This window comes from Bythopirellula polymerisocia, assembly GCF_007860015.1.
In the GTDB taxonomy this organism is placed as follows: Bacteria; Planctomycetota; Planctomycetia; order Pirellulales; family Lacipirellulaceae; genus Bythopirellula; species Bythopirellula polymerisocia.
Genome location: NZ_SJPS01000001.1, coordinates 362,006 through 387,933, shown reverse-complemented (window position 1 = coordinate 387,933; position 25,928 = coordinate 362,006). Strand labels below are relative to the sequence as shown.

25 protein-coding genes are annotated in these 25,928 nt (G+C 53.7%); 20 read left to right on the top strand and 5 right to left on the bottom strand.

Going from position 1 to position 25,928, the window contains the following annotated elements:
• The first annotated feature begins 56 nt into the window (after window positions 1-56).
• The 12 genes from Pla144_RS01530 to Pla144_RS01475 all read left to right on the top strand — a co-directional run bounded on the left by Pla144_RS01530 (window position 57) and on the right by Pla144_RS01475 (window position 9,051).
• Entirely contained in the window at window positions 57-626 is a 570-nt protein-coding gene (locus Pla144_RS01530; RefSeq protein ID WP_146447559.1) for an adenylate kinase, read from the top strand.
• Between the two features lie 62 nt (window positions 627-688).
• The gene (gene map, locus Pla144_RS01525; RefSeq protein WP_146447558.1) at window positions 689-1,501 is read left to right on the top strand and encodes a type I methionyl aminopeptidase; all 813 of its coding nucleotides are present in this window, start codon (window positions 689-691) and stop codon (window positions 1,499-1,501) included.
• A 169-nt stretch (window positions 1,502-1,670) separates the two neighbouring features.
• On the top strand, window positions 1,671-1,784 hold the full coding sequence (gene rpmJ / locus Pla144_RS01520; protein ID WP_146447557.1) for a 50S ribosomal protein L36: 114 nt from the start codon (window positions 1,671-1,673) through the stop codon (window positions 1,782-1,784).
• 77 nt (window positions 1,785-1,861) lie between these two features.
• A complete protein-coding gene (gene rpsM / locus Pla144_RS01515) occupies window positions 1,862-2,245 on the top strand; it encodes a 30S ribosomal protein S13 (protein ID WP_146447556.1) in 384 nt (127 codons plus the stop codon).
• A gap of 93 nt (window positions 2,246-2,338) precedes the next feature.
• On the top strand, window positions 2,339-2,737 hold the full coding sequence (gene rpsK / locus Pla144_RS01510) for a 30S ribosomal protein S11 (protein ID WP_146447555.1): 399 nt from the start codon (window positions 2,339-2,341) through the stop codon (window positions 2,735-2,737).
• Between the two features lie 51 nt (window positions 2,738-2,788).
• Window positions 2,789-3,415: a 30S ribosomal protein S4 gene (gene rpsD / locus Pla144_RS01505; protein ID WP_146447554.1), complete on the top strand. Its 627-nt coding sequence runs from the start codon at window positions 2,789-2,791 to the stop codon at window positions 3,413-3,415.
• A 68-nt stretch (window positions 3,416-3,483) separates the two neighbouring features.
• The gene (locus tag Pla144_RS01500) at window positions 3,484-4,530 is read left to right on the top strand and encodes a DNA-directed RNA polymerase subunit alpha (protein WP_146447553.1); all 1,047 of its coding nucleotides are present in this window, start codon (window positions 3,484-3,486) and stop codon (window positions 4,528-4,530) included.
• Window positions 4,531-4,565: 35 nt separating this feature from the next.
• Window positions 4,566-5,237, top strand: a complete 672-nt coding sequence (locus Pla144_RS01495; protein WP_146447552.1) for a bL17 family ribosomal protein — start codon at window positions 4,566-4,568, stop codon at window positions 5,235-5,237.
• A 78-nt stretch (window positions 5,238-5,315) separates the two neighbouring features.
• Window positions 5,316-5,897 carry a hypothetical protein gene (locus Pla144_RS01490; protein ID WP_146447551.1) on the top strand — a complete coding sequence of 194 codons (582 nt, stop codon included), beginning with the start codon at window positions 5,316-5,318 and terminating at the stop codon, window positions 5,895-5,897.
• 109 nt (window positions 5,898-6,006) lie between these two features.
• Window positions 6,007-6,894 carry a hypothetical protein gene (locus Pla144_RS01485; protein ID WP_146447550.1) on the top strand — a complete coding sequence of 296 codons (888 nt, stop codon included), beginning with the start codon at window positions 6,007-6,009 and terminating at the stop codon, window positions 6,892-6,894.
• A gap of 210 nt (window positions 6,895-7,104) precedes the next feature.
• Window positions 7,105-8,148, top strand: coding sequence for a class II fructose-bisphosphate aldolase (gene fba, locus Pla144_RS01480; RefSeq protein ID WP_146447549.1), 1,044 nt, complete (start codon window positions 7,105-7,107; stop codon window positions 8,146-8,148).
• An 81-nt stretch (window positions 8,149-8,229) separates the two neighbouring features.
• Window positions 8,230-9,051, top strand: a complete 822-nt coding sequence (locus tag Pla144_RS01475) for a DUF3891 family protein (RefSeq protein ID WP_146447548.1) — start codon at window positions 8,230-8,232, stop codon at window positions 9,049-9,051.
• Here Pla144_RS01475 and Pla144_RS01470 read toward each other — a convergent pair.
• Window positions 9,020-10,879 carry a cation:proton antiporter gene (locus Pla144_RS01470; protein ID WP_146447547.1) on the bottom strand — a complete coding sequence of 620 codons (1,860 nt, stop codon included), beginning with the start codon at window positions 10,877-10,879 and terminating at the stop codon, window positions 9,020-9,022. The two genes, Pla144_RS01475 and Pla144_RS01470, sit on opposite strands and share 32 nt — an antisense overlap.
• Before the next feature lie 209 nt (window positions 10,880-11,088).
• On the opposite strand from Pla144_RS01470, the gene Pla144_RS01465 reads away from it, so the two are divergent.
• The 3 genes from Pla144_RS01465 to Pla144_RS01455 all read left to right on the top strand — a co-directional run bounded on the left by Pla144_RS01465 (window position 11,089) and on the right by Pla144_RS01455 (window position 13,804).
• Window positions 11,089-12,006, top strand: a complete 918-nt coding sequence (locus tag Pla144_RS01465; RefSeq protein WP_146447546.1) for an EF-hand domain-containing protein — start codon at window positions 11,089-11,091, stop codon at window positions 12,004-12,006.
• A 215-nt stretch (window positions 12,007-12,221) separates the two neighbouring features.
• The gene (locus Pla144_RS01460) at window positions 12,222-13,520 is read left to right on the top strand and encodes a flavin-containing monooxygenase (RefSeq protein WP_146447545.1); all 1,299 of its coding nucleotides are present in this window, start codon (window positions 12,222-12,224) and stop codon (window positions 13,518-13,520) included.
• Window positions 13,521-13,561: 41 nt separating this feature from the next.
• On the top strand, window positions 13,562-13,804 hold the full coding sequence (locus tag Pla144_RS01455) for a DUF6868 family protein (protein WP_146447544.1): 243 nt from the start codon (window positions 13,562-13,564) through the stop codon (window positions 13,802-13,804).
• A gap of 54 nt (window positions 13,805-13,858) precedes the next feature.
• On the opposite strand, the gene Pla144_RS01450 is transcribed toward Pla144_RS01455, so the two are convergent.
• Window positions 13,859-14,599: an MBL fold metallo-hydrolase gene (locus Pla144_RS01450; protein WP_146447543.1), complete on the bottom strand. Its 741-nt coding sequence runs from the start codon at window positions 14,597-14,599 to the stop codon at window positions 13,859-13,861.
• A 176-nt stretch (window positions 14,600-14,775) separates the two neighbouring features.
• Here Pla144_RS01450 and Pla144_RS01445 point away from each other — a divergent pair, with 176 nt between their 5' ends.
• Entirely contained in the window at window positions 14,776-15,831 is a 1,056-nt protein-coding gene (locus Pla144_RS01445) for an extracellular solute-binding protein (RefSeq protein ID WP_146447542.1), read from the top strand.
• Between the two features lie 29 nt (window positions 15,832-15,860).
• Here Pla144_RS01445 and Pla144_RS01440 read toward each other — a convergent pair whose 3' ends face one another.
• The 3 genes from Pla144_RS01440 to Pla144_RS01430 form a co-directional block, all read right to left on the bottom strand.
• Entirely contained in the window at window positions 15,861-17,144 is a 1,284-nt protein-coding gene (locus tag Pla144_RS01440) for a DEAD/DEAH box helicase (RefSeq protein ID WP_231936118.1), read from the bottom strand.
• Window positions 17,145-17,365: 221 nt separating this feature from the next.
• Window positions 17,366-17,659, bottom strand: a complete 294-nt coding sequence (locus tag Pla144_RS24380; RefSeq protein WP_197530311.1) for a hypothetical protein — start codon at window positions 17,657-17,659, stop codon at window positions 17,366-17,368.
• A gap of 525 nt (window positions 17,660-18,184) precedes the next feature.
• The gene (locus Pla144_RS01430; protein ID WP_231936117.1) at window positions 18,185-19,456 is read right to left on the bottom strand and encodes an inositol-3-phosphate synthase; all 1,272 of its coding nucleotides are present in this window, start codon (window positions 19,454-19,456) and stop codon (window positions 18,185-18,187) included.
• 158 nt (window positions 19,457-19,614) lie between these two features.
• Between Pla144_RS01430 and Pla144_RS01425 the strand changes: the two genes are divergently transcribed.
• The 4 genes from Pla144_RS01425 to Pla144_RS01410 all read left to right on the top strand — a co-directional run bounded on the left by Pla144_RS01425 (window position 19,615) and on the right by Pla144_RS01410 (window position 25,908).
• On the top strand, window positions 19,615-20,808 hold the full coding sequence (locus tag Pla144_RS01425; RefSeq protein ID WP_146447541.1) for an amino acid aminotransferase: 1,194 nt from the start codon (window positions 19,615-19,617) through the stop codon (window positions 20,806-20,808).
• A 148-nt stretch (window positions 20,809-20,956) separates the two neighbouring features.
• Window positions 20,957-22,447: a glycogen synthase GlgA gene (glgA, locus tag Pla144_RS01420; protein ID WP_146447540.1), complete on the top strand. Its 1,491-nt coding sequence runs from the start codon at window positions 20,957-20,959 to the stop codon at window positions 22,445-22,447.
• Between the two features lie 54 nt (window positions 22,448-22,501).
• Window positions 22,502-23,518, top strand: coding sequence for a galactose-1-phosphate uridylyltransferase (locus tag Pla144_RS01415; RefSeq protein WP_146447539.1), 1,017 nt, complete (start codon window positions 22,502-22,504; stop codon window positions 23,516-23,518).
• 206 nt (window positions 23,519-23,724) lie between these two features.
• Entirely contained in the window at window positions 23,725-25,908 is a 2,184-nt protein-coding gene (locus tag Pla144_RS01410; RefSeq protein ID WP_146447538.1) for an alpha-amylase/4-alpha-glucanotransferase domain-containing protein, read from the top strand.
• Window positions 25,909-25,928: the final 20 nt, after the last annotated feature.

Here is a 25,928-nt window from a genome sequence, read left to right as displayed (position 1 = left end):
AGGCCGATGTAGAACTGCCCGCGAGAATCGCGTGAGGTAGTGGGACCTAAGTTTACATGCGGATCGTTTTCATTGGGCCACCTGGTGCTGGCAAGGGGACTCAGTCCTTGCGGCTAGCAAAACATTTGAGTGTGCCCCCCCTTTCGACTGGCGCCATGCTTCGCGATGCCACCGCGAACGGTTCCGAATTAGGAATCGAGTCGGCCAAATTCATGAAGCAAGGGCGGCTTGTTCCAGACCATCTCGTTGAGCAGATTCTTTTTCAAAGGCTGGGCGACCCAGATTGTGCCGAGGGGTGCATTATCGATGGCTTCCCTCGTACGGTGCCACAAGCTGAGGCACTTGACCAATGGCTTGCAGAGCGACAAAGTCCTCTGGAAATTGTGCTAGAGCTTTACGTTCCGTTCGAAGAATTGCAACGCAGGTTGGCAGGACGAGGCCGAGCAGACGACTCTCAAGATGTCGTTAAGAAACGCTTGAGGGCGTACGATGACCTGACTCGCCCCTTGTTGGATTACTACCAAGGTCGCAGTAAACTGCATAGAATTGATGGCCTGGGGAGTCCCGATGAAGTATTTGAACGCATGCTTGCCGCCATCAAAAGTGTAAAGCCAAAACAGCAATAGCTACGTACAACAATTTTCGTAAGGAACTTTTGTTTCCAGCCAGCATTGAGCGATATTCTTCAATGATTCACCTCAAATCTCCACGAGAGATCGGCTTAATGCGTCAGGCGGGCTTGGCCGTCTGGAAGGCGCATCAAATAGCCGGCGAAATGATCGAGCCCGGGGCGACCACTGCCGAGATCGATCATAAAGTGGAGGAACACTTTTCCAGTCTTGGTGCTACTCCGCTGTTCAAGGATTACCCCAACTCGGTTAAGAACAAGCGCCCCTTTCCTGCGGTAACTTGTATGTCGGTCAATGAGGCTGTGGTGCATGGCATTCCCAGCGATCGCCCCCTGCAAGAAGGGGATATCGTCAGCATTGATACAGGCTGTCGGCTCAATGGGTGGTGTGGTGATGCGGCGGTAACTTATCCTGTCGGCCGAGTCAGCCCTCAAGTTCAAGAACTCCTCGACGTTACGGAAGGAGTACTCAATCTGTCAATCGAGCTGATGAGCGAGAAAAGCTATTGGAGCCAGATTGCTGAGCAAATGGCCCAATATGTTGCCGATCATGGTTTTTCTACAGTCGAATGTTTTGTGGGTCACGGGATTGGACGCGATATGCACGAAGATCCCCAAGTGCCGAACTACTCAAGCCGCACCCTGCGTGGAAGTGCGGATTTCCGAATCGAGCCGGGATTGGTGATAGCGGTGGAGCCGATGGTCAATATCGGTACTAAGAAAGTGAAAACGCTCAAAGATCAATGGACCCAGGTGACTACGGATGGAAAATTTAGCGCACATTTTGAGCATACCGTGGCGATCACGAGGGACGGGCCTATTCTGCTGACGGTTGCCCCCAGTCCAGCAGAATTGAAGGAAATTGCCGTCTAGGAGAGCTGGGGGTCTGATTTCCCCTTCGAGAGCCCATTTACTGGGAAAAAACTCTCCCTCAATCCTGTGGAGGCCTTGAAGGGTGAGCCGTAAAAGGTCTATATTCACATGTTTCGCCGGTGCCCAATGTCCGCAGCGGGGACCCTGCCCTTTCAGTAAGAGATGAGTGATGAAAGTTCGAGCCAGCGTCAAATGTATGTGCGATAAGTGCAAGGTGGTTCGCCGCCGAGGAGTGGTGTACGTAGTTTGCTCGAATCCTCGCCACAAGCAACGGCAAGGATAGTCGACTGCTTGTTGGTTCAATGCATTTTAATTTTTTGATCAGATTCCATAGTCCCTAGCGTTTGAAGTGAGTGCCAGATGCCCCGTTTGTTAGGTGTCGATATTCCGACGGATCGTCCAACCGTGATCTCTTTGACTTATCTCTACGGAGTTGGTCCAAAGATTGCCCGTGAGTTGTGTATCAAGGCGGGGATCGATCCTCTTGTGCGGGCACGTGAGCTGGGCGAAGACGAGGTGGCCCGCTTAGCGGCCCTTTTGGACAAAGATTACGTTGTCGAAGGTCAGTTGCGTCGCCAGGTGAGTCAGAATATTTCCCGGCTACGAGACATAGCCAGTTACCGTGGCCTGCGGCATCGCCGCGGCCTGCCGGTTCGTGGTCAGCGCACCAAGACCAATGCTCGTACTCGTAAAGGTCCTAAGAAGACGGTCGCCGGTAAGAAGGGCGTTAAGGATCTTCGCTAGGCGGAGTATCCACTTTGCCTGTGGCCTTGTTGATGAGTCTGCAGGCTCAAAAATTTTTCCGATCAAAACCTATCTTTTGGAGTTTGCCTACCAGTGGCCAAGCAAGTCAAGACAAGCAAGGTAAAGAAGAAAACGGTGCGGCGCAATGTGACCGTCGCGTTTGCCCATATCAAAGCTACCTTTAATAACACAACAGTGACTATCACTGACACCAAAGGGGACACTCTCTGTTGGGCCAGTGCCGGCACGAGCGGTTTTAAGGGAAGTCGTAAGAGTACACCGTTTGCTGGTCAAAGTGCTGCCCAACAGGCTGCAGAAAAAGCCAAGAAATTTGGAGTCAAGGACGTGGAGGTGAAGGTGAAGGGTCCTGGAAGTGGTCGCGAGAGTGCCATCACAGCCTTAGAGGCAGCTGGACTCAAGGTAAAGTCGATCGAGGATGTCACGCCGCTGCCTCACAATGGATGTCGTCCCCGGAAGAAGCGTCGCGTGTAATCGCAACAATAAGAATCAAACAGAAAACAATAGCAGTTAAAGATTTAATCCATGGCAAGATACACAGGTCCAGTTTGCCGCTTGTGCCGTCGAGATGGCATGAAGTTGTTCCTCAAGGGATTCCGGTGCGATACTCCGAAATGTGGGATCGAGCGTCGTAGTAATCCTCCTGGACAACAGCAGAATCGGCGAGGCAAGCTTACTGACTACGGAATTCACCTGCGTGAGAAGCAGAAGGTGAAGCATTACTACGGAGTGCTTGAACGACAGTTCCGCGGTTATTTCCAAAAGGCAGTGAGCTCCAAAGGCAACACGGGAGATTCCCTGTTGGCCTTCCTGGAGCGCCGGTTGGATAACATCGTGTACCGAATGGGCTTCGGTGCGAGTCGAAGTGCTGCCCGCCAGTTGGTGAATCATGGTCATGTGACAGTCAATGGTCGTCGCTGCGACATTCCCAGCAAGTTGGTGAATATCGGGGACGTGATCCGTGTCAAGAATCGTGCCAAGAGTTTGGATTTGGTGCGTGGCGTCATGGCGGAACATTCCCACGACGTCCCTGATTTTCTTTCTGTTTCCGCCGGGGACATCCCCGAAGGAATCGTAAGTCGCCTGCCGGTTGCTGAGGATGCTTCACTGCCGATTCAGACGCAACTGATTGTTGAATTGTGTTCGCGTTAACTCGCGTTCTCCCCAATTAAGAGTTCTCAAGTTTCATCATCCGCTACATTTTCGGGTGGAGGTATCTTATGCATATTCGCTGGCGTGGTTTGGAATTGCCTAGCAAGGTGGTTTGTGAAGTCGAATCCCTCTCGGCCACTTATGGCAAGTTCATCGCCGAGCCTTTTGAGCGCGGTTTTGGTTCGACCGTCGGTAACGGTCTTCGTCGTGTGCTGCTTTCCAGTTTGGAAGGAAGCGCCGTCACTCAAATCAAGGTGCATAATGCACAGCACGAGTTCACGACGATTCCGGGCGTGTTGGAAGATGTCACCGACATCGTGCTCAACATCAAGAGCCTGGTTGTCAAGAATCACAGCGATTCGACTAAAGTGCTTCGCGTCGAGCGCAACACGGCTGGCGTAGTCACTGCTGCCGACATCGAAACTGATGAAGCGGTCGAAGTGATCAATAAAGACCTCGTGATTGCGACCCTCACCGACGACGTCCCCTTCATCGTGGAAATGGTCGTGGAAAACGGACGCGGTTACGTCTCTTCGACGGAGCATGGTGCCAACATCCAAGAGATCGGCATTATTCCGATCGATGCGATCTATAGCCCCGTCACTCGCGTGCGTTATTCCATCGAAGAAACCCGCGTAGGTCAAAAAACGAACTACGATAAGCTGGTTTTGGAGATTCAAACAGACGGCAGCGTGAATCCAGAGATGGCGATGATCGAGGCTGCTAAGATTTTACGTAAACACCTTACGCCGTTTGTTCAGTACACAGAATTGGGTCCCCAGGTACACGCCCCTTCGCGTGGCGGGAGTCCTGGCATGGGCCTCGATTCGGCCCTAGAGGCGATGTTCAATATGAGCATCGCGGAGTTAAATCTTTCTGTGCGTGCGAGCAACTGCCTCGAAGCCGAGCATATTTTGTTCGTACGGGACTTGGTGTCAAAGAGCGAAGATCAGTTGCTGGAAGTTCGCAATTTTGGCGAAACCACATTAGCTGAAGTACGCCAAAAGCTGCGCGACCTAGGACTCCATCTGGGGATGCGAGTCCCCGCGTCACCAGCACGCAACATTCCAGCTCCAGTTCCAACTCCAAATCCAACTCCCACGGGTAGCATTTAATTCAACCGGCGACCCTAACTTTTTAAGAAATCGTCATGAGACATAGAAATAAAGGCCGTAAGCTCGGCCGCAATCCGAACCATCAAAGAGCCTTGTTGCGAAATCTGGCGAGTGCGCTGATGCTTACCGAGCGCGACGCTGAATTTGATGACAACAAGCCCAAGGTCAAAGGTCGCATTGTCACGACGATCGCAAAAGCAAAGGAAGTGCGCCCGCTAGTCGAGAAGTGCGTTACCATTGCACGTCGGTCGCTTGCAGCTCAGGAAGCTGCTGCCGAACATAGCACCTCGGCTGATCGCGGAAGCGAAGAGTGGAAGTCTTGGCGGAATAGTGAACGTTGGACAGCATGGGCCAACGCTGTAGCCCCCTCAGTCGCCGCCCGGCGCCGCTGCATACAGCTCTTGGGTGATAAGCAGGCGGTGAGTATTCTATTTGATGAAATCGCCCCCCGGTTCGTTGATCGACCCGGTGGCTATACCCGGATCGTTCGTCTGCCTCAGCCCCGATTGGGCGATGCAGGTATCCAGGCGATCTTGGAATTCGTGGGAGTTCGCGACCGAGTCGTGCAGCGTAGCGAGCGACCCTCTTTTGAGGATTCTGCCGACGACGCGACCCCAGTAAATGAAAATGAAGTAGTCACTGAATCGGCCACTGCCGAAGCGGATGTTGCAGACGAAGAGCATACTAAGACTGCCGAAGCTGAGTAGCCGTTTCCCTAACGTTCGATTCAATTATACAGCAGCGAGAGATTCGCTGCTGTTTTTGTATCACCTTTGCGAACTGCAATGGAAAGCACCCGCCAAGGCTTCGACTTTACTGCCGCGATGGCCCTTCTCTGCCAGGACATCGTCGAGCGCTCGCTCGAATTGCAACACATCGACATGCAGCGAATCGCCTTGAGCGTTAGCCAGACACGGCAGGATGTGTCCCATGGGATGTACGCGTCGTTGACTCCGCTGCGGTTTGAGTCTGGTGCCCGCCGCAAAAAGCTCCGCGGCATATACTGGGAAGTCCCTCCTCTGCTGGATGACCAGGGGAACGAATACCTCTATCTCTTGAGTTTCTATTTGCCACGCTTTCAGAATACGTCGCTCGAAGAAAAACTCTCAACCGTATTCCACGAACTCTGGCATATCAGCCCCGCTTTCGATGGCGATCTCCGCCGCCACGCCGGCCGCTACTACGCCCACGGCCCCTCCCAGCGCGACTACGACGCCCACATGGCTCGCCTGGCGCAGTCTTGGCTCGGTCGTAATCCGCCGGGACATCTTTACGAGTTTCTCTCACTCGATTTCAAGGAGTTGATAGCAGAATATGGCCGCGTCTTCGGTAGACGCTGGCCTGCGCCGCATCTGGTGCGCTGCTAGCAAGCCAGTTTCCATTGACGCCGAGAGCTGTGATTCCTACAGTTTTCGGCTCTTTTACCCTTTTCACGCTCTTAATCATCGCACCTGCTTCCACAGGGACGGTCTCGTTATGCCTGTCCAGCAATTTAGGCGACTCTGGATTCTTCACATCACAAGAAGTGTGATCGTGTTGCTATCCATGTCCATTGCTGGCTGTGGGGTCGTGTTGAGCACGGCTACCGTTTCTGATCCACAGAGCATTCTCCGCGCGATCAAGACCAATTCCGATCAAGTGACCCTGGAGATTTTTCAAGTGCGGATCCCAGGTGATAATAAGCAATTGCTCGATGAAGTTTGGCAAGCGAGTGATGAGCAGCGTTTGGACCTTGAGGTTCGTAATCAGCTTATCAGCAACGGCTTTCGAGCTGGTGTGATTAGTGGGGCCCTGCCGGATGCAGTTGCCCGTTCGTTGAATCTGCAGAGTGAAATGCCAGAGGAAGAGATCGAGCGTGTCATTACCGGTGAGAATGCGGCCCCCAAAATCGTGAGGCGGGTGGTGCAACTGAAGCGTCGTGAACATGCTACGATTCAGGCCTCAGAACTCCAGGAGCAAGCCCATGTCTTGCTGAATTCAGAGAATGGCCTGCAGGGGCGTACCTATGAGCAGGTGCAGGGGGTGTATAGTCTGCAAGCTGAGTCGGTACCTGGCCAGAAAGTTGCCATTGAAATCACGCCGGAATTGCAATTCGGAGACCTCAAGAATCGCTACACTGGGAGCGACAATGGCGTGCTGATGATGACGACCTCGCGAGAGCGCAAGGTCTTCGATCAGTTGAAGCTCAGCTTGGATCTGTCTTCGGGAGAATTCCTGGTTATCAGCGGTATTTCAGAGTCCTCCAGCAGCCTGGGAAGTGCCTTCCACGACTCGCGGCAGTCAGGAGCAGTGGCACAGAAACTGGTGCTGATTCGCCTGCTCCAGGTCCCCCAGAGCGAAATCCTGGCTGACGCTGCGTTGTAGGCGATCTGACTTGCGGTTTTTCCACGAAAGCCCTCCTCTTCGAGGCGGACTTTCCTAAGAAGTCGCTGAGAACGCCTGTCTTGGAGAGACTTGAATACGTGACTTCTGCCCCCTCCGCCAACCGCTACTGACTTGCTACAATACGGCGGAAAGTAATCAACCCAATTTGTGCCACCAGAGTGGCTCTTAAAAGTTAGAGGAGTTCCCGTCATGCCATTGGTACCCATGCGATTGTTGTTGGATCACGCCGCCGAAAATGACTACGGTTTGGCCGCGTTCAATGTGAACAATATGGAGCAGATTCAATCCATCATGGAAGCCGCTCAAGAGACCGATTCCCCGGTCATCGTACAGGCTAGCCGAGGGGCAAGATCCTACTCGCAGGACAACTATCTCCGCCACTTAATGCTCGCCGCCGCTGAGTTATATCCCAAGATTCCCATCGTCATGCATCAAGACCACGGTAATAGCCCTGAGACCTGCAAGAGTGCCATCGAGAATGGCTTTACCAGCGTGATGATGGATGGTTCGCTCGAAGCAGATGGCAAGACTCCAGCCAGTTACGAATACAACGTGAAGGTCACCAAGGAGGTGGTCGAGTCGGCCCACGACCAGGGGGTATCCGTCGAAGGAGAACTCGGTTGTCTGGGTTCGCTAGAGTCTGGCGAGGGGGAACAAGAAGATGGCCACGGAGCGACCGGTACTCTCTCACACGACCAGTTGCTGACCGACCCCGATGAGGCCGAGCGATTTGTCGCCGAGACCGGGGTCGATGCGCTGGCAGTCGCTATCGGCACCAGTCATGGAGCTTACAAGTTCACGAGCAAGCCGACGGGTTCCGTCTTGGCCATGGATCGCATCGAGGAGATTCATCGCCGCCTGCCAAACTGCCATCTGGTGATGCATGGTTCTAGCAGCGTGCCTCAAGAGTTGCAGGATATCATCAACAAGTACGGCGGCCAGCTCAAGCAAACCTGGGGCGTACCGGTCGAAGAGATTCAGCGTGGTATCAAGCACGGAGTACGCAAGATCAACGTCGACACAGACAATCGTCTGGCCATCACCGGTGCTATCCGCAAAGTATTCATCGAATCGCCCGAGAAATTTGATCCGCGCGACTATCTGAAACCTGCCCGCGAGGCGATGAAGCAAGTCTGCATCGCGCGAATGGTCAGCTTTGGCCAGGCGGGTCAGGCCGGCAAGATCAAGCCAGTCTCGATCGACAAGTTTTCCAGCTTCTACGCCGCGGTGTAGTACTTTCCAACAATCAGACTGGTTGGACCGACATACAGGTTAAGAACCAATGGTGCAGACCCCTGGAGCGCGGAGTGTTCCATGATTTGCCGCGAAGTGGTTTTTGCCGACAGTGTTCCGTATTGGCTCCTAATTTCGCAGGTAGAGCATGCCAGGCTCAGCGGCTATTTGGCGGAGTTGTGTCTGGACCAGTTTGGTGAATCGGTGCCTAGTGCGGATAGAGATGCACTTACTGCGGTTCAGCAAGAATTGCTGCAGGCAATCATCCACCACGACGATGGCTGGCGCGAATGGGAGAGTTGTCCTCCACTGGACAAGGACTTGCACCGTCCGCTGTCGTTCGATGAAGTTCCAGCGCAGGATGCATTCAAGATTTGGACCAACTCGGCATTGGCAGCCAGCGAATTCGGCGATCTGGCTCCATGGGTTGTGGCGAGCCATTTCAGTGCGATCCTGGCTACGTCAGAGCATCATCTGGCTGATCCTCAGGCTAAACAATGGTTACAGGACACTTCCCAACAGCGGACGCAGTGGTTCACAAACTGGCACTCGGCCAACGAGCATGCCCATACCATGCGGCTAGCTGGCGAAGCACTAAAGTGGCTTCAGTTGTTCGATATTCTGAGCCTGTGGCCCTGTATGCTCTACCCAGTAGTAGGTGAGATAGTGCAGGCCATCCCAAAATCCTTTCGAACTTCCGAAGATTGGGTTCTGGTGCGAGAGATATGTCCTGCGAGCGATGCCAGCCAGCAGATCGTGTTTGATCCGTGGCCATTCATGCTGCCTTCCATCACACTGGAAGCTGCTGCCCAAATGGTACCCTTCCGCGAGTACAAGAATTCGGCAGAACTTTTCGCTGCTGCCAAGCCATTCACTGCTTGTTGGGAATTGGTGCCGCGTTAGTCTTTGAACTAGGTGCTTTTTCCTCCTCCGCGGCATCTACCAGAGCAATGAGTTTTTGCCCCGGTTGAGGAGTCAATTCAGTTTCATTCGTAGCAACGATTAGTTTGCCTGCCATGTCGATGCGAAAAAGAACCAATGCCGAATCGCCATAACGGTCACGGAAGTCATCGAAAGTAAAGTCTTCGCTTAAGAGGGTTGACTTGACACGTTGACCTTCGGCGTATCGCTTCTGCAATTCATCGAAAGTGGTTGGTTTGGCAAAAAGAATTCGGCCTTTGCGATAGCTTGCCTGGCGTTCGTTAATTCCATTGGAGGACTCTCCAGTGGCAAGCTGATAAACTTCCGATCTGCCAAACCTTTCTACGTAGGCCGTCGCGGCCAGAGTGTTCACCTCGTCGTTGGGGGTCATCGCCAGCAGTCGCCCGATGCCGCCAAGATCGGTTTTTTCGCGGACAAGTTCGCTGCCTATGCTGGCAAAAACTACGGGGAGTCCTGCCATGCGTGCGGTCGAGTTGTTCCTCGGATTCGTGTCCACGACCAGCACCGTAAAGTCTTCCTTCATGATTGCCGAGGCAATTTCTCGAACTGCTGGCGAGGCACCAGCGAACAGAATCCCCTGAGGATTCTGGCGGGAGAGTCCCAGGCGACGCGCAATCCACGAAAGGGGCATGCCATATACGGTTACCGTCACCACAATCACGAGAAACACTGTCAGGACGAAACGATTGGCTTCTTGGGCGAGTGGGTTATCAGGTCCCAGCACGCGCACAATTTCCAAGGCGAACAAAGAACTCACCGCAGCGGCAACGATTCCGCGCGGATGAACCCAGGCCAGCAGTAACCGCTCAGACCTCGAAAGGTTGCTACCCACCGTCGAGATAAATACCGCCACAGGGCGAACGACAAGTATCAAGAGGGCAACGAAAACCACACTTCGCCAACCCAGCATCTCCAAGGAATGCATATCCACCTTGATTCTGGCAGCAAGCACAATGAATAGCGTCGAGATCAGCAAGGTGCGCAGATTTTCTTTGAACTCAACGATATGCCTGATCGGCACGCTCCGTTGATTGGCGAGAATTACTCCCAAAAGAGTGATCGTGACTAGTCCTGATTCATGATGCAGTTGATTCGACAGCGCAAAGACCAGGACTACCAATGCCAGAACGAGTGGATTCTGCAAATAATCGGGGACCCAATAACGTCGCAGCATTTGCACGATCAGCAGCGCACTTGAGATACTCAGCACCAACGCTGTCAGTAGGGTGAGGCCCAAGCTGATCAGCGAATCGCTAGCAATGCTGCCCGTTGTACGGCCCAGGATTAATTCAAAGACAATCGCAGCGAGGACGGCCCCGATTGGGTCGTTGACGATCCCTTCCCATTTAATTAGAGACCCGATCCGCTTCTCGGGCTGTACCTGTCTCAGGAGGGGCATAATGACCGTAGGACCACTTACTGTGAGCAACGCCCCTAAGAGAAGCGACATCTCCATGGAAAAACCGGCAACCCGATGTGCCAACCACGCAGTTAATAGCCACGTTGACAGCAGACCGAGGCTGACCAGGCGGAATATAACTCCGCGGACCCCTTTGATTTCGTGGAAATCAAGACTCAGCCCTCCCTCAAACAGAATGATTCCGACAGCCAGGGAGACGCAGGCGAAAAACAGTTCTTGATGGGGTCCAGATTGCAAGTCGGTAATCTGACCCAAAACAAAGCCGGAGACTAGGAGCAACACAATCGCAGGGATTTGAAATCGCCAAGCGAGCCATTGCACGGCCATGCCCAGTGACAGAATACAAGCGATGTACAAGGAATATTCCATGAGCGAAATCTCGGGAGGCTCTCTAGTTGACCACACATTCTAAGCCATTCCACACTTCCACCGATAGCAGAGTAAAAACCGGGAAATCATAGCCCAACGCGAAACTTTTGTCCCTGTGCGGAGTTGAACTAAGTAGGGCCTATTGGACGACTATCCCGGTCGGCACTTGAGGCTATCAGACACCTCTCATCAAAGAAGGAGACAGAATCATGCGAGCTACCATATTTTTTCTAGCGGTTTCACTTCCGCTCATGCTGACCGGTATTGTCACGGCGCAACCCGAAGGGGGCGATGCTGATCAATCGCGGCAGAGAAATCCAGAGATGCGTCAGAAAATGATTGAGGAATTTGACGCCGATGGCGATGGGAAACTCAACGACGAAGAACGACAAGAAGCGAGGGAAACGATGCGTCAGCGTCGTGGAGGACAAGATGGCCAAGGCCGTCCAGGTCGCGGTGGGCCTCAAGGGCGACGCGGGCAAGGCGGTGGACCCCAAGGGCCGCCGGATCCCAACGAATTGTTCGATCGTTTTGATGAAGATGGCGATGGCCAGCTCAGTCGCGAAGAGTTTATGAAGCTCACTGAGGAGATGCGCAATCGTCGAGGTGGTCCGGGAGGTCCTGGTGGGCCGAGAGCAGATCGCGGCCCGCGACCCGGTCCTCCCGAGGGTGCCGACCGACCACGACGACGTCCTGAAGGTGGAGGTCCTCCTCGCGACCGAGGCGATTCGGATCGCCCCCGAGTAAGAGATGAAGTGGATCGTCCACTCCAGAATCAACTCGACGGACCACCACGAGATGGTCGCGGACCAAGGCTTGGACCCGGTGGACCTGACGGTCGCCCTGGTCCGGACCCTAACGTCTTATTCGACCGCTTCGATGAGAATGGCGACGATCAACTCAGCCGCGAGGAATTCATGCATCTTACCGAGACGATGCGACAGCGGATGATGGAAACGGGTCGGCGACCTGGTGGGCCGCGAGGCGAAGGGGCTGGCCCTCCCAATCGAGGTGGCCCACCAAATCGAGATCGACCACGAGGCGAACGTCCTGGCCGTCCCCCTCGGCCTGAATTGGACCAAGATGCAGACGCATTCCCTCCTGAGGGCGTCGCAACCGCCGCCTGAGAGACGGGCAGCTATTGGATCGAGATACACCGTGCCCTGACGTCTTTGCCCCCAGCAGACGTACGGGGCCGGTGTAGGAGAATGTCCAGTAATTGAGTGCGAGTCGTCTCCATTGGTCATTGTGCATTGTTCATTCAATTACAATCATGGCTCGCAGTCGGGACGGAATGCGGCATAATAGAGGGATTGCCGCCAGTCCCTCTTGATGCCCTGCCATGCATTCTTCATACGCCGACCGCTACTGCATCCTGGGTGCCGGGACCTCAGGGCTGGCAGTGGCGAAGAATTTTCTCCAGCAAGGAATTCCCTTCGACTGCCTGGAACGCGAGGATTCCATCGGCGGCAACTGGTGCTACGGCAAACCGGCCAGCAGCGTTTATGCCTCGACGCACCTGATCTCGTCCAAACGGCTGACCGAGTACACCGACTTTCCCATGCCGGAGGAGTATCCCGAGTTTCCCGGCCACGAGCTGGTACACGCTTATCTCCAAGACTACGCCCGACACTTCGATTTGTTGCCGCATATCCGGTTCAATACCACAGTCGAGCGAATTGAGCCCTCTGCATCCAAATGGAGAATAACCCTCGCTGGAGGTGAGACCCGCAACTATCGCGGCGTAGTGATCGCCAACGGCCACAACTGGGATCCCAGCTTTCCTGAGAAGCCGGGCGAATTCTCTGGCACCACCCTGCATTCATGCGAGTACAAGACACCCGATGTGCTTTCTGGCAAGCGGGTACTGGTCGTCGGCGGTGGGAATTCTGGTTGCGACTTGGCTGTCGAGTCGGCGACCTATGCCGACCGAGCCTTTCACAGCATGCGGCGGGGCTATCCGATCCTTCCCAAGTTTTTCAAAGGCAAACCAATCGACCAGTGCGGAGAAACACTGCTCCGCTGGAGAATTCCACTCCCGTTGCGGCGCCTGGCTGCCAAGCTGGTCGTCCGCTGGGTACTCGGCCCACCAGAAATGGTCGGCCTGCCACGCCCGGATCACAAACTCTTTGAAACTCACCCGGTAATCAACTCGCGCCTGCACGATCAGATCGCCCACGGAAATCTGCATGTAAAACCTGATATCGCCGAACTCGCTGGCGACACGGTACGATTTGTCGACGGCAGCTCAGAACAGATTGACTTGATCATCTACGCCACCGGTTTCAAACTCAGCTTCCCGTTCATCGAAAAAGCGGAACTCAACTGGAGAGATGGTCGACCCGACTTCTTTCTCAATATTTTTCACCCCGAACGGAACGACCTGTTCTGTGCCGGTCTCATCCAACCCGACAGCGGCCAATGGGGTCTTGTAGACTATCAATCGCAACTCATGGCGAGCTACTTGGTTGCCTTGAGGAACAACTCTCCGGCGGCCGCGCGGTTCAATGAGCTTAAACAATCCTCCATCAATAATTGGAACGGTCGAGGAAGCTATCTCGACTCTCCACGCCATAGGTTGGAGGTGGAGCATTTTGGATATCGGCGGGAGTTGAAGAAGTTGATTGGAAAACTTGTATAACGGTGTCTCAACTTACGAGACATTGGAAAGGAAAATTATCCATGTCCCTCGAAACGATCCAAACATTTCTCGGCTGGTGTGCCCTTTTGAATATTGGACTGCTCACTTGGTGGTTTCTGATGTTCTGGCTGGCCCATGACTGGATATATCGCTATCACGGTAATCTTTTCAAAATACCGGTCGAAACGTTTGACTCCATCCATTACGCAGGCATGGCAGCGTACAAGGTGGGGATTTTTCTGCTTAATCTCGTGCCATATCTCACGCTGGCGATTATGCGCTGAGAGTAGTAGAAGTCGATCGGGGTCGGGGACGACCCGGCTCGCTGCTGTGCTTGCTTAGAAATCCAATACCATGAAGTCCGTGCCGATTTCCGTTTTGGGGAAAATCTTCTGGGCAGTGGCCAATGGTAGATCAGAGTCATTGACCAGCACGGGATTGATATGCACCAGCACCAGACGGCCTACCTCTGCGGCTTTGGCGACTTGGGCTACCGGCGTGATGCAACTGTGGCCCGTCAGTTCGGCCTGAGCTGGCTCCGTGTCGTCGAAGAAACATTCATGCACAAGCAAATCTGCGCCGCGAATGTGCTCGATGTAATCGACGTCTGGTGCCGCGACGGTGTCGGTGACATAGGCCAGCGAACGGTCTGGCCAATCGATGCGATATCCGACCGAGCCTCCGGGATGCCGTAGGGGAAAGTGAGTGAGTACACCACCATCGGCTAAGGTGTATTTCGGCTGGAGGGGGCGCATCTCAAATGGTGGATCGACGGGGAACAACATTTCCGTGAACAAGTGTTCGCGCAGCGCTTTCAGTTTCTCTGTTTCACCATGCACGATGACCTTCTCGAGAGACGTGTCGGAGAGAATGTCAAACATAAACGTGAGCCCCATCACATGGTCGAGATGAGCATGCGAGAGATACACGTCGAGTGTGTCGGTCGAAAGATAATCGGAGACCCGATACATGGCCGTACCGGCGTCGAAGACGACTCCCAACTCCGGCAACATCAAACAGGCAGTTTGCCTGCGATCGTTGGGGTGGTAGCCGCTTGTGCCCAATAAAACCAATTTCATAAGGGTCTCTGATCAACCGGACAAGTCGTTGCTATGCTGAATGCTATCTCCACTCAGTAGTGCTAAGCTGGAGTCGTCTGCTATTGTACAGAGCATGGGGCAGGCAATCCATTGCAAGTCGGTGCAAACGGCGTGCCCTAGCCTATCTCAAGCCTAGCATTTTTCCCGGAGCGAATATGCATAGTGAGAGTAATTCAGGTCGATTACCTGTTGTTTTTATCGGTGTATTGGCACTGGCTGCCGCCGTGGGCCTCGTGGTCTCTTTGCGTAATTCACCCAGTGGCCCAGTGGTAGTGGTCTACTCAGCCTTGGATGAGCAATTCTCGCGCCCAATACTCGAGAGGTTTACCGACCAGACGGGGATCCGCGTGCTCGCCAAGTACGATACCGAGTCCACCAAGAGCGTGGGGCTTACCCAGGCACTGCTTGCCGAGCGGGCCCGGCCTCGTTGCGATGTGTTCTGGAATAATGAGATCGTGAATACACTGCGTCTCTCACGCGGCAGTTTGTTGCAGGATTGCGACAGTGCAGTCTTTGAACAATTTCCAGCCGAGTATAGATCGAAGTCAGACTTGTGGTGTGGCTTCGCAGCTCGAGCGCGAGTTCTGTTGGTGAATACTGATCTCGTCAATAAAGATGCAATGCCCACGAGCATCGAAGACCTGTGCGATCCCCAATGGAAGAATCGGGTTGGCATTGCCAAGCCCCTTGCTGGTACCACAGCCAGCCACGCGGCTTGCCTCTTCGCGGTCTGGGGCGAAGAGCGAGCCAAGGAATTCTTTCGTTGCTTGAAGGCAAATGCCCAGGTGCTTGGTGGAAACAAGCAAGTGGCACGCGCCGTAGCAACCGGTGCATTGGCCTTCGGGCTCACAGATACTGATGACGCGCTCATCGAACTCGAGGCTGGCTATCCGGTCGAGATCGTTTATCCCGACCAGGGGGAAGGCAAACTGGGAACACTGTTCATTCCTAACACGATTGCCATGATTGAGGGTGCACCCCATAAGGATTCTGCCAAGCGATTGATCGAATACTTGCTCTCGTCTGAAGTTGAACAGACACTCGCTGCGGGTCCGAGCGCGCAGATCCCACTTAGGCCGGGCGAATCGAAAAGCGACCGAGTGGAGTCACCTGAGACAGTACAGGCGATGCAGGTTGACTTTGAAGAGGCGGCAGAGAATTGGGATGTAGCGGCACAGTTTCTTCGCAGGGAGTTTGCTGCGGCGGATTGAAAATGCCCAGGGATTGCAATCCCTGGGCTTTACAGGGCTCGGCGGTGGCGGCGGCGGGGGCGTTGGCCGGGAGCGGCCGGTTTCTTTTCGGCTGGTTCAGCGTCGGCAGGGGATTCTTGTGGCGGGGCAGCCTTAGCGACGGTTTGAAAGCCCTCGATTTCGTCGCGTTTCAGAAGGGTATTAATGAGCATTTCGATCCGCGTCAGCTCAATACCCTGTTCAGGGGTCACAAAGGAATAAGCGACCCCTTCGCGCCCCATTCGGCCCGTGCGACCCACCCGATGCACGTAGTCATCAGAGGATTGAGGCATGTCGTAATTGATGATGTGCGAGATATTGGATACGTCGATCCCGCGGCCAACCACGTCGGTGGCGATCAGGATTTTCACCTCGCCGGCGCGGAATTTCCGCATCACCCGGTCACGCGCCGGTTGCGGCATGTCACCATGAATCAGATTTACCGCAGGATTCTTCTTGGCGAGTTTGTGGTGAAGCCGATCCGTTCCTCGTTTGGTGCGGCAAAACACGATCGCTTGCTCAGGCGATTCACGATCCAGAAGCCTCACCAAAAGCTCGTACTTACGCTCCTCATCGACCGAGAAATAGTGCTGCTCGATGGTGTCGACCGTCTTAGTATTAGGCGAGAAATCCATGATCTCGGGATCGACCATGTATCGCTTGGCCAACCGTTCTATTCCCGGAGCCACGGTCGCGCTCAACAGCAAGGTTTGCCGCTTCTCAGGACAGCGGCGAAGAATTTTCTCAATATCGGGACGAAAACCGATGTCAAGCATACGATCCGCCTCGTCTAGCACGACGATTTCGAGTTTCTCCAGGCGAAGCGAACTGCGGGCCAAGAGGTCGATCACCCGGCCCGGGGTACCGACCACAACATCCGAGCCACGGCTGAGCTTTTCAATCTGTTGACGGATCGGCTTGCCGCCGTAAATCGCCACGCAACGTGTTTTGCGTCCCTTGGCCAATTTGCTGATTTCGTCGCGGACCTGGACTGCCAATTCCCTTGTCGGCACCAGGATGAGCGCCTGAGGGAGCGGTCCATCAGTGGTTGTGCCGAGCTTTTCCAGAATCGGAATGGCAAAGGCTGCTGTCTTCCCAGTGCCTGTGCGGGCCTGGCCCAAGACATCAACCCCAGCCAGCGCGCGGGGAATCATCCCCGCTTGAACTGGAGATGGGTTGTGATATGCAGCAGAATCTAGCGCTGCCAACATCACGTCGGAAAGGCCGAGTTGGTTAAAGGAAAGAGCAGGAGCAGAGTCGGGGGACTCTTCGCTGGGGGTTGGGTTAGTAACCAAAATTAGTTGAATTTCGTTTGGAACTCAAAAAGTCGGGTGAGTTGAGAGAATGGCGTCGACCACAGAGATACCTCTTTGGTGGACCACTCCTTGAAAAGAGGCTAACACTTCTAGGGGAATGGGTCAATTGAGCACGAAAAAACCGACTGAGCCCCCAGAGGGCACAGTCGGCTCGATAAACCTCTTGGCTCCCACACCGTTGGGGTGTGGAGGAGTCTAGACTAAGGAGTCTGCAGAATCTTCGCAGCCTGAGTGATGAGGCTGGCAGCCTTCTTGCGGGTCTTCTTTCTCTTGACCAGCTCCTTCTTAATTGATCCTGCGGCCGCCTTTTTCTTGGTAGATTTTTTGGCTGCCTTTTTCTTAGTCGACTTCTTTGCGGCCTTTTTCTTGGTTGACTTCTTTGCGGCCTTCTTCTTGGTCGACTTCTTGGCAGCTGCCTTTTTCTTGGTCGACTTCTTCGCAGCCTTCTTTTTAGGGGCTGCCTTCTTCTTCGCTGACTTTTTCTTTGTAGCCATAGCCTTTTCGGCTCCTTCCATAAATGCGCCCGGAATTGATATGGTTCTCCCTCTGGGCGCTCAGAAAGAAAGGGAGGAACCCACTTAGAATTGAATAGAACTGTTTACGCTAGAAAGTATCTATAGTTTACAGCTCTAATGACTCCTCATGAAATTCTTGGGGGAACGGCCACAGGTGGAGGCGATTAATTTGCCAGAGGAAAACTTGCGTGGGCCGCCAGGTTTACGAACTAGTTTATGAATGAGTGACCGACCAGAAAGATGATTCAGAGAACGTAATGAATGTTGTCAGTATAAATGCAAATGAAATAATCGTCAAAAAAACTGTTAAAGAATTAATCGATTCGGTCACAAATTCGCAACTCAGTCGGAATGATTTACTTCACTACGCGCAATTGAACCAATTTCTTATTGATCGCGTCAATACGAGTTCGGCAAAAAATTGAAAAATCGAAAAGATTGGCAGGCGATTTTTTGCCCGTGGATAGAACCGACCAGGGGCAAACAATGGTCCGTGAGGTTGGTTCACTCTGGTCCGCGCGACCACTTAAGAAGGACTCGAGTCTGGTCCGCAAACCCATGTTGATCGGTTCCCAACGGACTCTTGAAAAAGCTCCCGAGCGCCCCCAGGGCGCCGGTTTCGCCGCGCTCTTGAGCCACTAAAACGAAGCGTACCAGGTCGAGGACTAAGGGGGCTGCCAGGAGGGAATCGCATCCTTGCCAGGTGAGCTGCAAAGTCATCGGAGTTTGCAAAAAACCGCGGAAATGGACGTGATCCCAAGCAGTTTTCCAGTCGCCGAGGCTCCCGATGTGCTCGATTGAAACGAGGCTCTGTGGAGGATATCCCAGGATGCGTTCTAAGAGTTGGTCTTTGCTTTTTACCTTCGAAGCTTTGTTCTCCGGGTCACTCAGAACCTTGCCATCGAGGTTGCCAAAAATGTTGTGGCCGACCCAGCTCATGACCTCCAAATTCCTGGCCGCGAACATCGGAGCTAGCACACTTTTGAGCAGGGTCTCGCCAGTCTTGGCATCGCGTCCTGCATGGCAAATATTTTTTTTCTTGGCTAGCTCATCGATACCCAGAGGAGTGGCACCCAAGGAGGGGGTAAAGTTGATGTATGGCATCCCCAACTCCAAAGCCCCAATGGCGTACAAGCTGCTGGCAGGTAGAGAACAATTGGGCTCTTCGAGCATCTGCTCGGCCTGCGACCATGTCTCCGGCCAAAGAGTCGGGTCCAGCAGGGCCTCAGTAGATGCTAGGTTGACTACCACGACCTTATCGAGCCCCTCACGCTGCTGAAATTCCTTGAGGTCTCTCTGGATGCGATCCACGGCAGAGCGAGCAAGACTCTCGTCGGGGATTGCTCCATCGGCCAATTGTCGGATGGTGGAACCGACATTCCATAGCACTCCTGGTCGAATATTGGCATCTGTTTGAGACAGAAACGTTCGGCTTGCTCCTAGAACCGAAGCTTCGATGACTCGGCTCTCGCGATGAAGTCTCTCGGCCTCGGCCAGCAGGCTCGTGGAACGGATTTCATGCCCCCCCACGACGAACTGGTCCCACTCCGCCAGTGGAAGATGAGCGAAATCGGCAAGACTGCTCACTAGACCAGTCTCAGGAATTACCCCCCTGCGTAATGCAGAGAGACCAACTAAGGTGGTGACCGAGACCCCTCCGCGGGCCCCGATGATCCAGATTCCGATGCGAGGCACGCTCATGGGGCAGAGTCGATAATTAGGGGAGTAAGTAGCCACAACTGGCCGGGGCGGAGGGGTTGCTCGTTGCAAGTCCACTAGGAACAGGCTCCGGCAGGGTTTATGATTGTCGCATTATCCGGTAAAGAGCGTCAACTGGCGCGAGAGTCCACCAAAGTTTGATTTCTCACGAACCTCGGACCTTGTCAGTCGATCCTGGGTACAGACATATTGCCAATCAGAACAAGTTATCTTTCATGTTAGAAACCGTTGAATTAGCTCCCCGGGATGCGATCTTGGGTCTCACCGTGGCATTCAATGAGGATCCGCGACCAGAGAAAGTAAATTTGAGCGTAGGCGTCTATCAAGACGAACACGGTAGAACACCGACCCTCGAATGTGTCCGCGAGGCGGAAAGACAACTTGCAGCGGGACCTTCGAACAAGTCCTACCTACCGATTTCTGGATCGACCGGATATGCCGAGGTGGTTCAGCGTTTGGCATTTGGGGAACAGAGCAAACTTCTTTCATCAGGGCGAGTTGCAGGCGCGCACACACCCGGTGGCACGGGTGGTCTGCGGGTTGCCGCCGATTTTCTACACGAGAATTTCCCCAAGGCCACGGTGTGGCTTAGCGATCCCACTTGGCCAAACCATCCAAGCATCTTTGCTGCTGCGGGGGTACCTACCAAAACCTACCCCTACTTCGACCAACCCACCAACAGCCTGGCTATCGATGAGATGCTCGCTGCCATCGAGTCGATCCCTGCCGGGGACGTGATCCTCTTGCATGGTTGTTGCCATAATCCGACGGGGATCGATCCTACGGCAAAAGAGTGGCATCAAATCGTTCAAGCAATATACCAACGAGGTTTGCTACCTTTTCTCGACTTTGCCTACCAAGGCTTCGGCGACGGGCTTGAGCAGGATGCCGCCGGGGTGCGTGAGTTTTGCCAAGCGGATAGTGAATTGCTCGTGTGTAGTTCCTTCTCTAAGAATTTTGGGCTGTATCGTGAGCGAGTTGGTGCCTTGTCGGTGGTATGTTCCACCAAAGAGGCTGCCAGTGCTGTGCAGAGCCAGATTAATCGATCGATTCGTGCGAATTATTCAAATCCTCCAGCCCACGGGGCAGAGATCGTCGAGACGATCCTCCGCGATCAGATATTACGAGAGACTTGGGAACAGGAGCTCACCAACATGCGAAACCGCATCAATAGCATGCGTCAGCAGTTGGTGGATGTTTTGACCGCCAAGGGAGTGCCGGGAGACTATTCGTTCATGGCTCGGCAGCGAGGCATGTTCTCCTTTTCCGGCTTGACGAAAGACCAAGTTGAGCTGCTTCGTGAGCAGTATGCTATCTATATTGTGGGGTCTGGTCGCATAAACGTCGCCGGCTTAACCCCCGCTAACATCGACCGCGTGGCCGAGGCAATCGGAGTCGCAGTCGGCTAATATGCTTGAATCGTATAGAATTAGAATGGTTTCTGACTAACGATAGTAGTCGCCATTGCAAGTTGCTGGCCAATTTTAATGCCCATCTTCGAATCTGAAACTCTGCTGAGTCGTTTTGTCCGAAAACTCCGTTCCAAGGTGGTCCAACGTGAACATCCTGTTCGCCACAGCCGAAGCAGCACCTTTTTCTAAAACCGGTGGATTGGGCGACGTGTGTGGAAGTCTTCCTTTAGAGCTTTACACCCTCGGACATCGCCCGGCTCTGATCTTACCCGCGTTTAGGCAGATTTATCAGGCAGGGTTGCCGATCGATTCCACCGGTATCAGCTTCGAGATTCCGATTGGCCAAAAACGAGTCGGTTGCCAGATTCTGGAGAGTCATTTGCCGAATTCGGCCGTGCCGGTGTACTTCATTGAAAACGGAGACTACTACGATCGCCCTCAACTTTATGGCGAGGATGGCGAAGATTACCGTGACAATTGCGAGCGTTTCGTGTTTTACAGCCGGGCCGTGTTGGAAGCGATTCTGCAGCTCGATCTGGGGACCGAACTCATCCACTGCAACGATTGGTGTGCAGGCCTAATCCCTGCTTATCTAAAGACGCTCTATGCAGAAGAGCCACCCTTTGACCAGATGGCGTCGCTCTTCACGATTCATAATCTAGCTTACCAAGGAAGCTTTTGGCATTGGGACATGGCCCTTACCGGGATCGACTGGAAATACTTCAATTGGCGATACATGGAGTTTTTTGGCAATCTCAACTTCATGAAAACTGCGATCGCCTTTGCTGACGTGATCAGCACGGTGAGTCCCACTTATGCCCAAGAGATACTCCGGCCTCCGCTAAGTTGTGCCTTGGAAGGTGCCCTCGAGCATCGGCGCGATGATCTCTTTGGGATCATCAATGGGGTCGACTATAACGATTGGAACCCCGCTATCGATTCGTACTTAGGAACAAACACATACGACCAGGACAGTCTTAAAGTCGGCAAATCTGCTTGCAAAGAAGCATTGCAACGAGAGATGAATCTGCCCGTAAACTCAGGGGTTCCGCTGGTCGCGGCAGTGGGCAGGCTGGTTGATCAAAAAGGGTTCGACCTGATTTCTCGGGTCATAGAGCGTTGGGCTCCCGATCGGGCAGTTCAATGGGTGATATTGGGTACTGGCGATCCCAAGTATCATCAGGTGCTTGGCAGATTGGCGGCAGAACGTCCTGACAAGGTTGCCGTTCGACTGGAGTTTTCTAACGAGTTGGCCCACAAGATAGAGGCTGGCGCCGACATGTTCCTAATGCCCAGCCAGTACGAACCTTGCGGACTCAATCAGCTTTACAGCCTCAAGTACGGCACAGTTCCCATTGTCCGCAGAACCGGTGGCCTGGCGGACACGGTCGTTGATGTCAGTGCCGAAACCTTGGCCGACAGATCAGCCACAGGGTTCAGTTTCAGCGAGTACACAGCACTTGCCCTTTCAGACACATTAGAGAGAGCGTGCACAGTTTTCGCCGACAAAGACGTTTGGCAGCAACTCGTTCAGACCGGAATGCGCCAAGACTGGTCCTGGGGCAACAGCGCCCGCGAGTACAGCAATCTCTATAAACGAACCCTCGCCCAGGCACGGCAAGGGGTGTTGAGTTGAGGCTTGGTATTGCGTAAGCGAAGCTGAAATGCTTTCGCTAAGTTTCCTGGGGGCTTGAATCTGATCAACCAACCTGCCTTTGAACTACGCATCGACCCAGTCACAGGTCGCAGGGTCTTAATCGCTGAAGGCCGTGCAGCACGGCCTACCGATTTCGCCGCTTCTTCCGTCGAGCAGCCAAGCGCACGTGGTCCCGTTTCGACTTGCCCCTTCTGTCGAGGCAACGAACATCAGACCCCGCGAGAACTGGCACAATTGAATGACGCCGAGGGAAATTGGCAAGTCCGCGTGGTGCCCAATAAGTTTCCCGCTGTCTTATTGGATGCCCCAGTGGTGGTGGAAGATTCAAGTGTGCTTGGCCGTTGTGAATCGGCTTTGGGCACCCACGAAGTCATTATTGACTCGCCACAGCATATATGCGACTGGAGGGATTTCTCGCTCGAATCCCTTGCCGCGGTATTAGGGATCTATGCCGAGCGGTTGCGCCATGCCTACGAGCAATTGAACCTCCCGGCGGCTGTGTTATTTAAGAATGTTGGTGTGCTGGGGGGGGCATCGTTGGAGCATGTCCATTCTCAGTTGATGGCGTTCCCCTTTGTGCCCGATGTGCTGGAGTGCGAACTTCAGGCTGCCAGCGATTTCATCATTCAGCAGGGAGAGTGTCTCTTCTGCAAGATCATCGCGGACGAACTCAGACACCGTAGGCGGCTCGTGCACGAAAACGACCATTTCATGGCTTTCTGTGCTTATGCCGGCCGGCAGCCCTATGAAACGTGCATACTACCAATAAAGCACGCCAGCAGTTTTGCCAACCTAGCCGAGGTCACAGCATTAGCAGAAACTCTACAATCAGTGATCCGCCGTGTCGCGGGAATACTTACTCCCCCCGCGTATAATCTGATTCTGCACACTGCCCCAGCAGATGATCCTCGCTCAGACGCATTCCACTGGCATTGGGAGCTGATCCCGCGCAGCACCTCGCTAGCAGGACTCGAATGGGGCGGCGGGATATACATCAATTCGGTATCACCGGAACGAGCCGCACGCACCCTGCTTGAGATAAACATCTGAGAAAATCTTGCCGATTCAGTAAACTGGGCTAAGTTCAAGACCTCTTTGCCCTGTACCGTTTATGCCATAAGCTGGCCCCTCAGAGCCCGATCATTTAGGAAACTTCAGCAAGTTTCCGCTAGCTTTATTTGAAGTGAACGGCAATCCTAGAATAGATTGAACTACCGTCAGTCGAGTCATAAACGTAACCGTGCCCATAATACGCCATGCATAATCCACTACGACTTGTTTTGGTCCTCCACAATCATCAGCCCATCGGCAATTTCGATGGCGTGTTCGAGCAGGCGTATCAGGACAGCTATTTGCCGTTTCTGAACGTCTTTGAGCAATACGATAATTTGCGGATTGCGCTGCACACAAGTGGTTCACTTATGGAATGGTTGGATGCCAACCATCCGGAGTATGTTGATCGCCTGGCCAGTCTGGTTGCTAAAGGGCGGATTGAGATTGTCGGAGGTGCTTTTTTTGAGCCCATTCTGACTATGATTCCCTCGCGCGATCGCCGCGGACAAATAACCACCTATACCCAATGGCTCGAGCAACGACTCGGTGCCACAGTGAGGGGAATGTGGGTCCCTGAACGTGTGTGGGAACAGTCGCTCACCAGCGACTTGGTCCATTCGGAAATCAGCTACACGGTGCTTGATGATTTCCACTTTAAGAATGCCGGGTTGACCACCGACCAGCTTCACGGGTACTACGTCACCGAGGACGACGGTAATTTGCTCAAGGTATTTCCTGGCAGTGAGCAACTACGCTATCTCATTCCTTTTCAACATGCGAACGAATCGATCAATTATCTACGGAGCGTGGCCGAGCAGCATCCAGGTGCGGTGGTTGTGTTTGGTGACGACGGCGAGAAGTTCGGCACCTGGCCCGGCACGAAGGAACATGTCTACGATCGGGGCTGGCTCACCCAGTTCTTCGATGCTTTGAGTGCAAATAGCGACTGGCTCCAAGTGACCACACCCAGTGAAGCGATCCAAAATGTTCCACCGGTGGGCAAGCTCTACATTCCCGAAGGGAGCTACCGTGAGATGACCGAATGGGCACTTCCGGCAGCGAAGATCAATCAGTTTGAAGACCTTCATCACGACTTTGAAGAGAAAGGCATTTGGCATCAGGTCGTACCCTATGTGCGTGGTGGGTATTGGCGGAATTTCAAAGTCAAGTATCCTGAAACCAACGTCATGTACTCCCGGATGCAGATGGTAAGCAGGCGGCTTGAGCAACTCGTGGCCGAAGGTGCCAGTGGCGAACTTATTGATCAGGCACGTTTGGAACTTTACCGTGGCCAGTGCAATTGCAGCTATTGGCATGGAGCGTTTGGCGGTGTCTATTTGCCTCACCTCCGCAATGGGGTTTATCAACACCTGATCGCAGCAGAGAATCTATTGAACCAGTTTGAAAACCGCGGCTGGCAACTTGATCAGCAGTTGTGGGTCGAAATCGACGCAGCCGACTTCAACCTCGATGGACGCCCAGAGAGCCGGTTGGCCAACAACCGGTTGATGCTCTTATCTTCGCCCGTCGAGGGTGGCCAGATTTACGAATTGGACGTGAAAACGATTTGCCACAATTTGCAGGCGACGCTCACACGCCGCCCTGAAGCCTATCATCGCAAGGTTCTCACAGGCCCCAACGACGGCGGCGATGGAGTCGCCAGCATCCACGACAAAGTAGTCTTTAAACAAGAAGGGCTCGACCAGCGGCTTCAATACGACACGTGGTCCCGCAATTCCCTAGTGGATCATTTTTATTCGGTGCACGTTCCGCGGGAAGCCGTCGTGGCTGGCACTGCTGAGGAGCTGGGCGATTTTGTGCACGGACCCTATGAGGCCAAGCTGCGTCGTGCTCCGGGGCGTGTCCAGTTGCAATTGGCTCGCGAAGGTAACATCGGCGACAAACGGATCCAGATCACCAAAGGGATCACTCTCACGTACGAAGGCTCCACGGTCGAGATTGCCTATTTCGTCGAAAATCTTCCGGAGCAGCATGAATTTCTGTTCGCTCCGGAACTAAACTTCGCTGGTCTCCCTGCGGGTGCCGACGACCGTTATTTTTACGATGCGAAAAAAGAGAAAATCAACCAATTGGGAAGCCAGCTTGATCTCAACGAGGTCAACCACCTTGGCTTGGTGGATGAGTGGCTAGGAATCGACGTGGGCCTCGCCTTCGATCGCCCCACCGCGATTTGGACCTACCCCGTCGAGACAGTCAGTCAAAGCGAAGGGGGATTTGAATTGGTACATCAATCCGTAGCCGTCGTCCCCCACTGGCACCTCATCCCCGACGCCAATGGCTGCTGGAGTGTCACCATTAACCTTTCAATCGACACAAGCCTGGCCGAAGGCCGAATGAATGAAGCGGTGGTTGCTGCTACGGTATAGTGAGAATAGAGATTATTTCA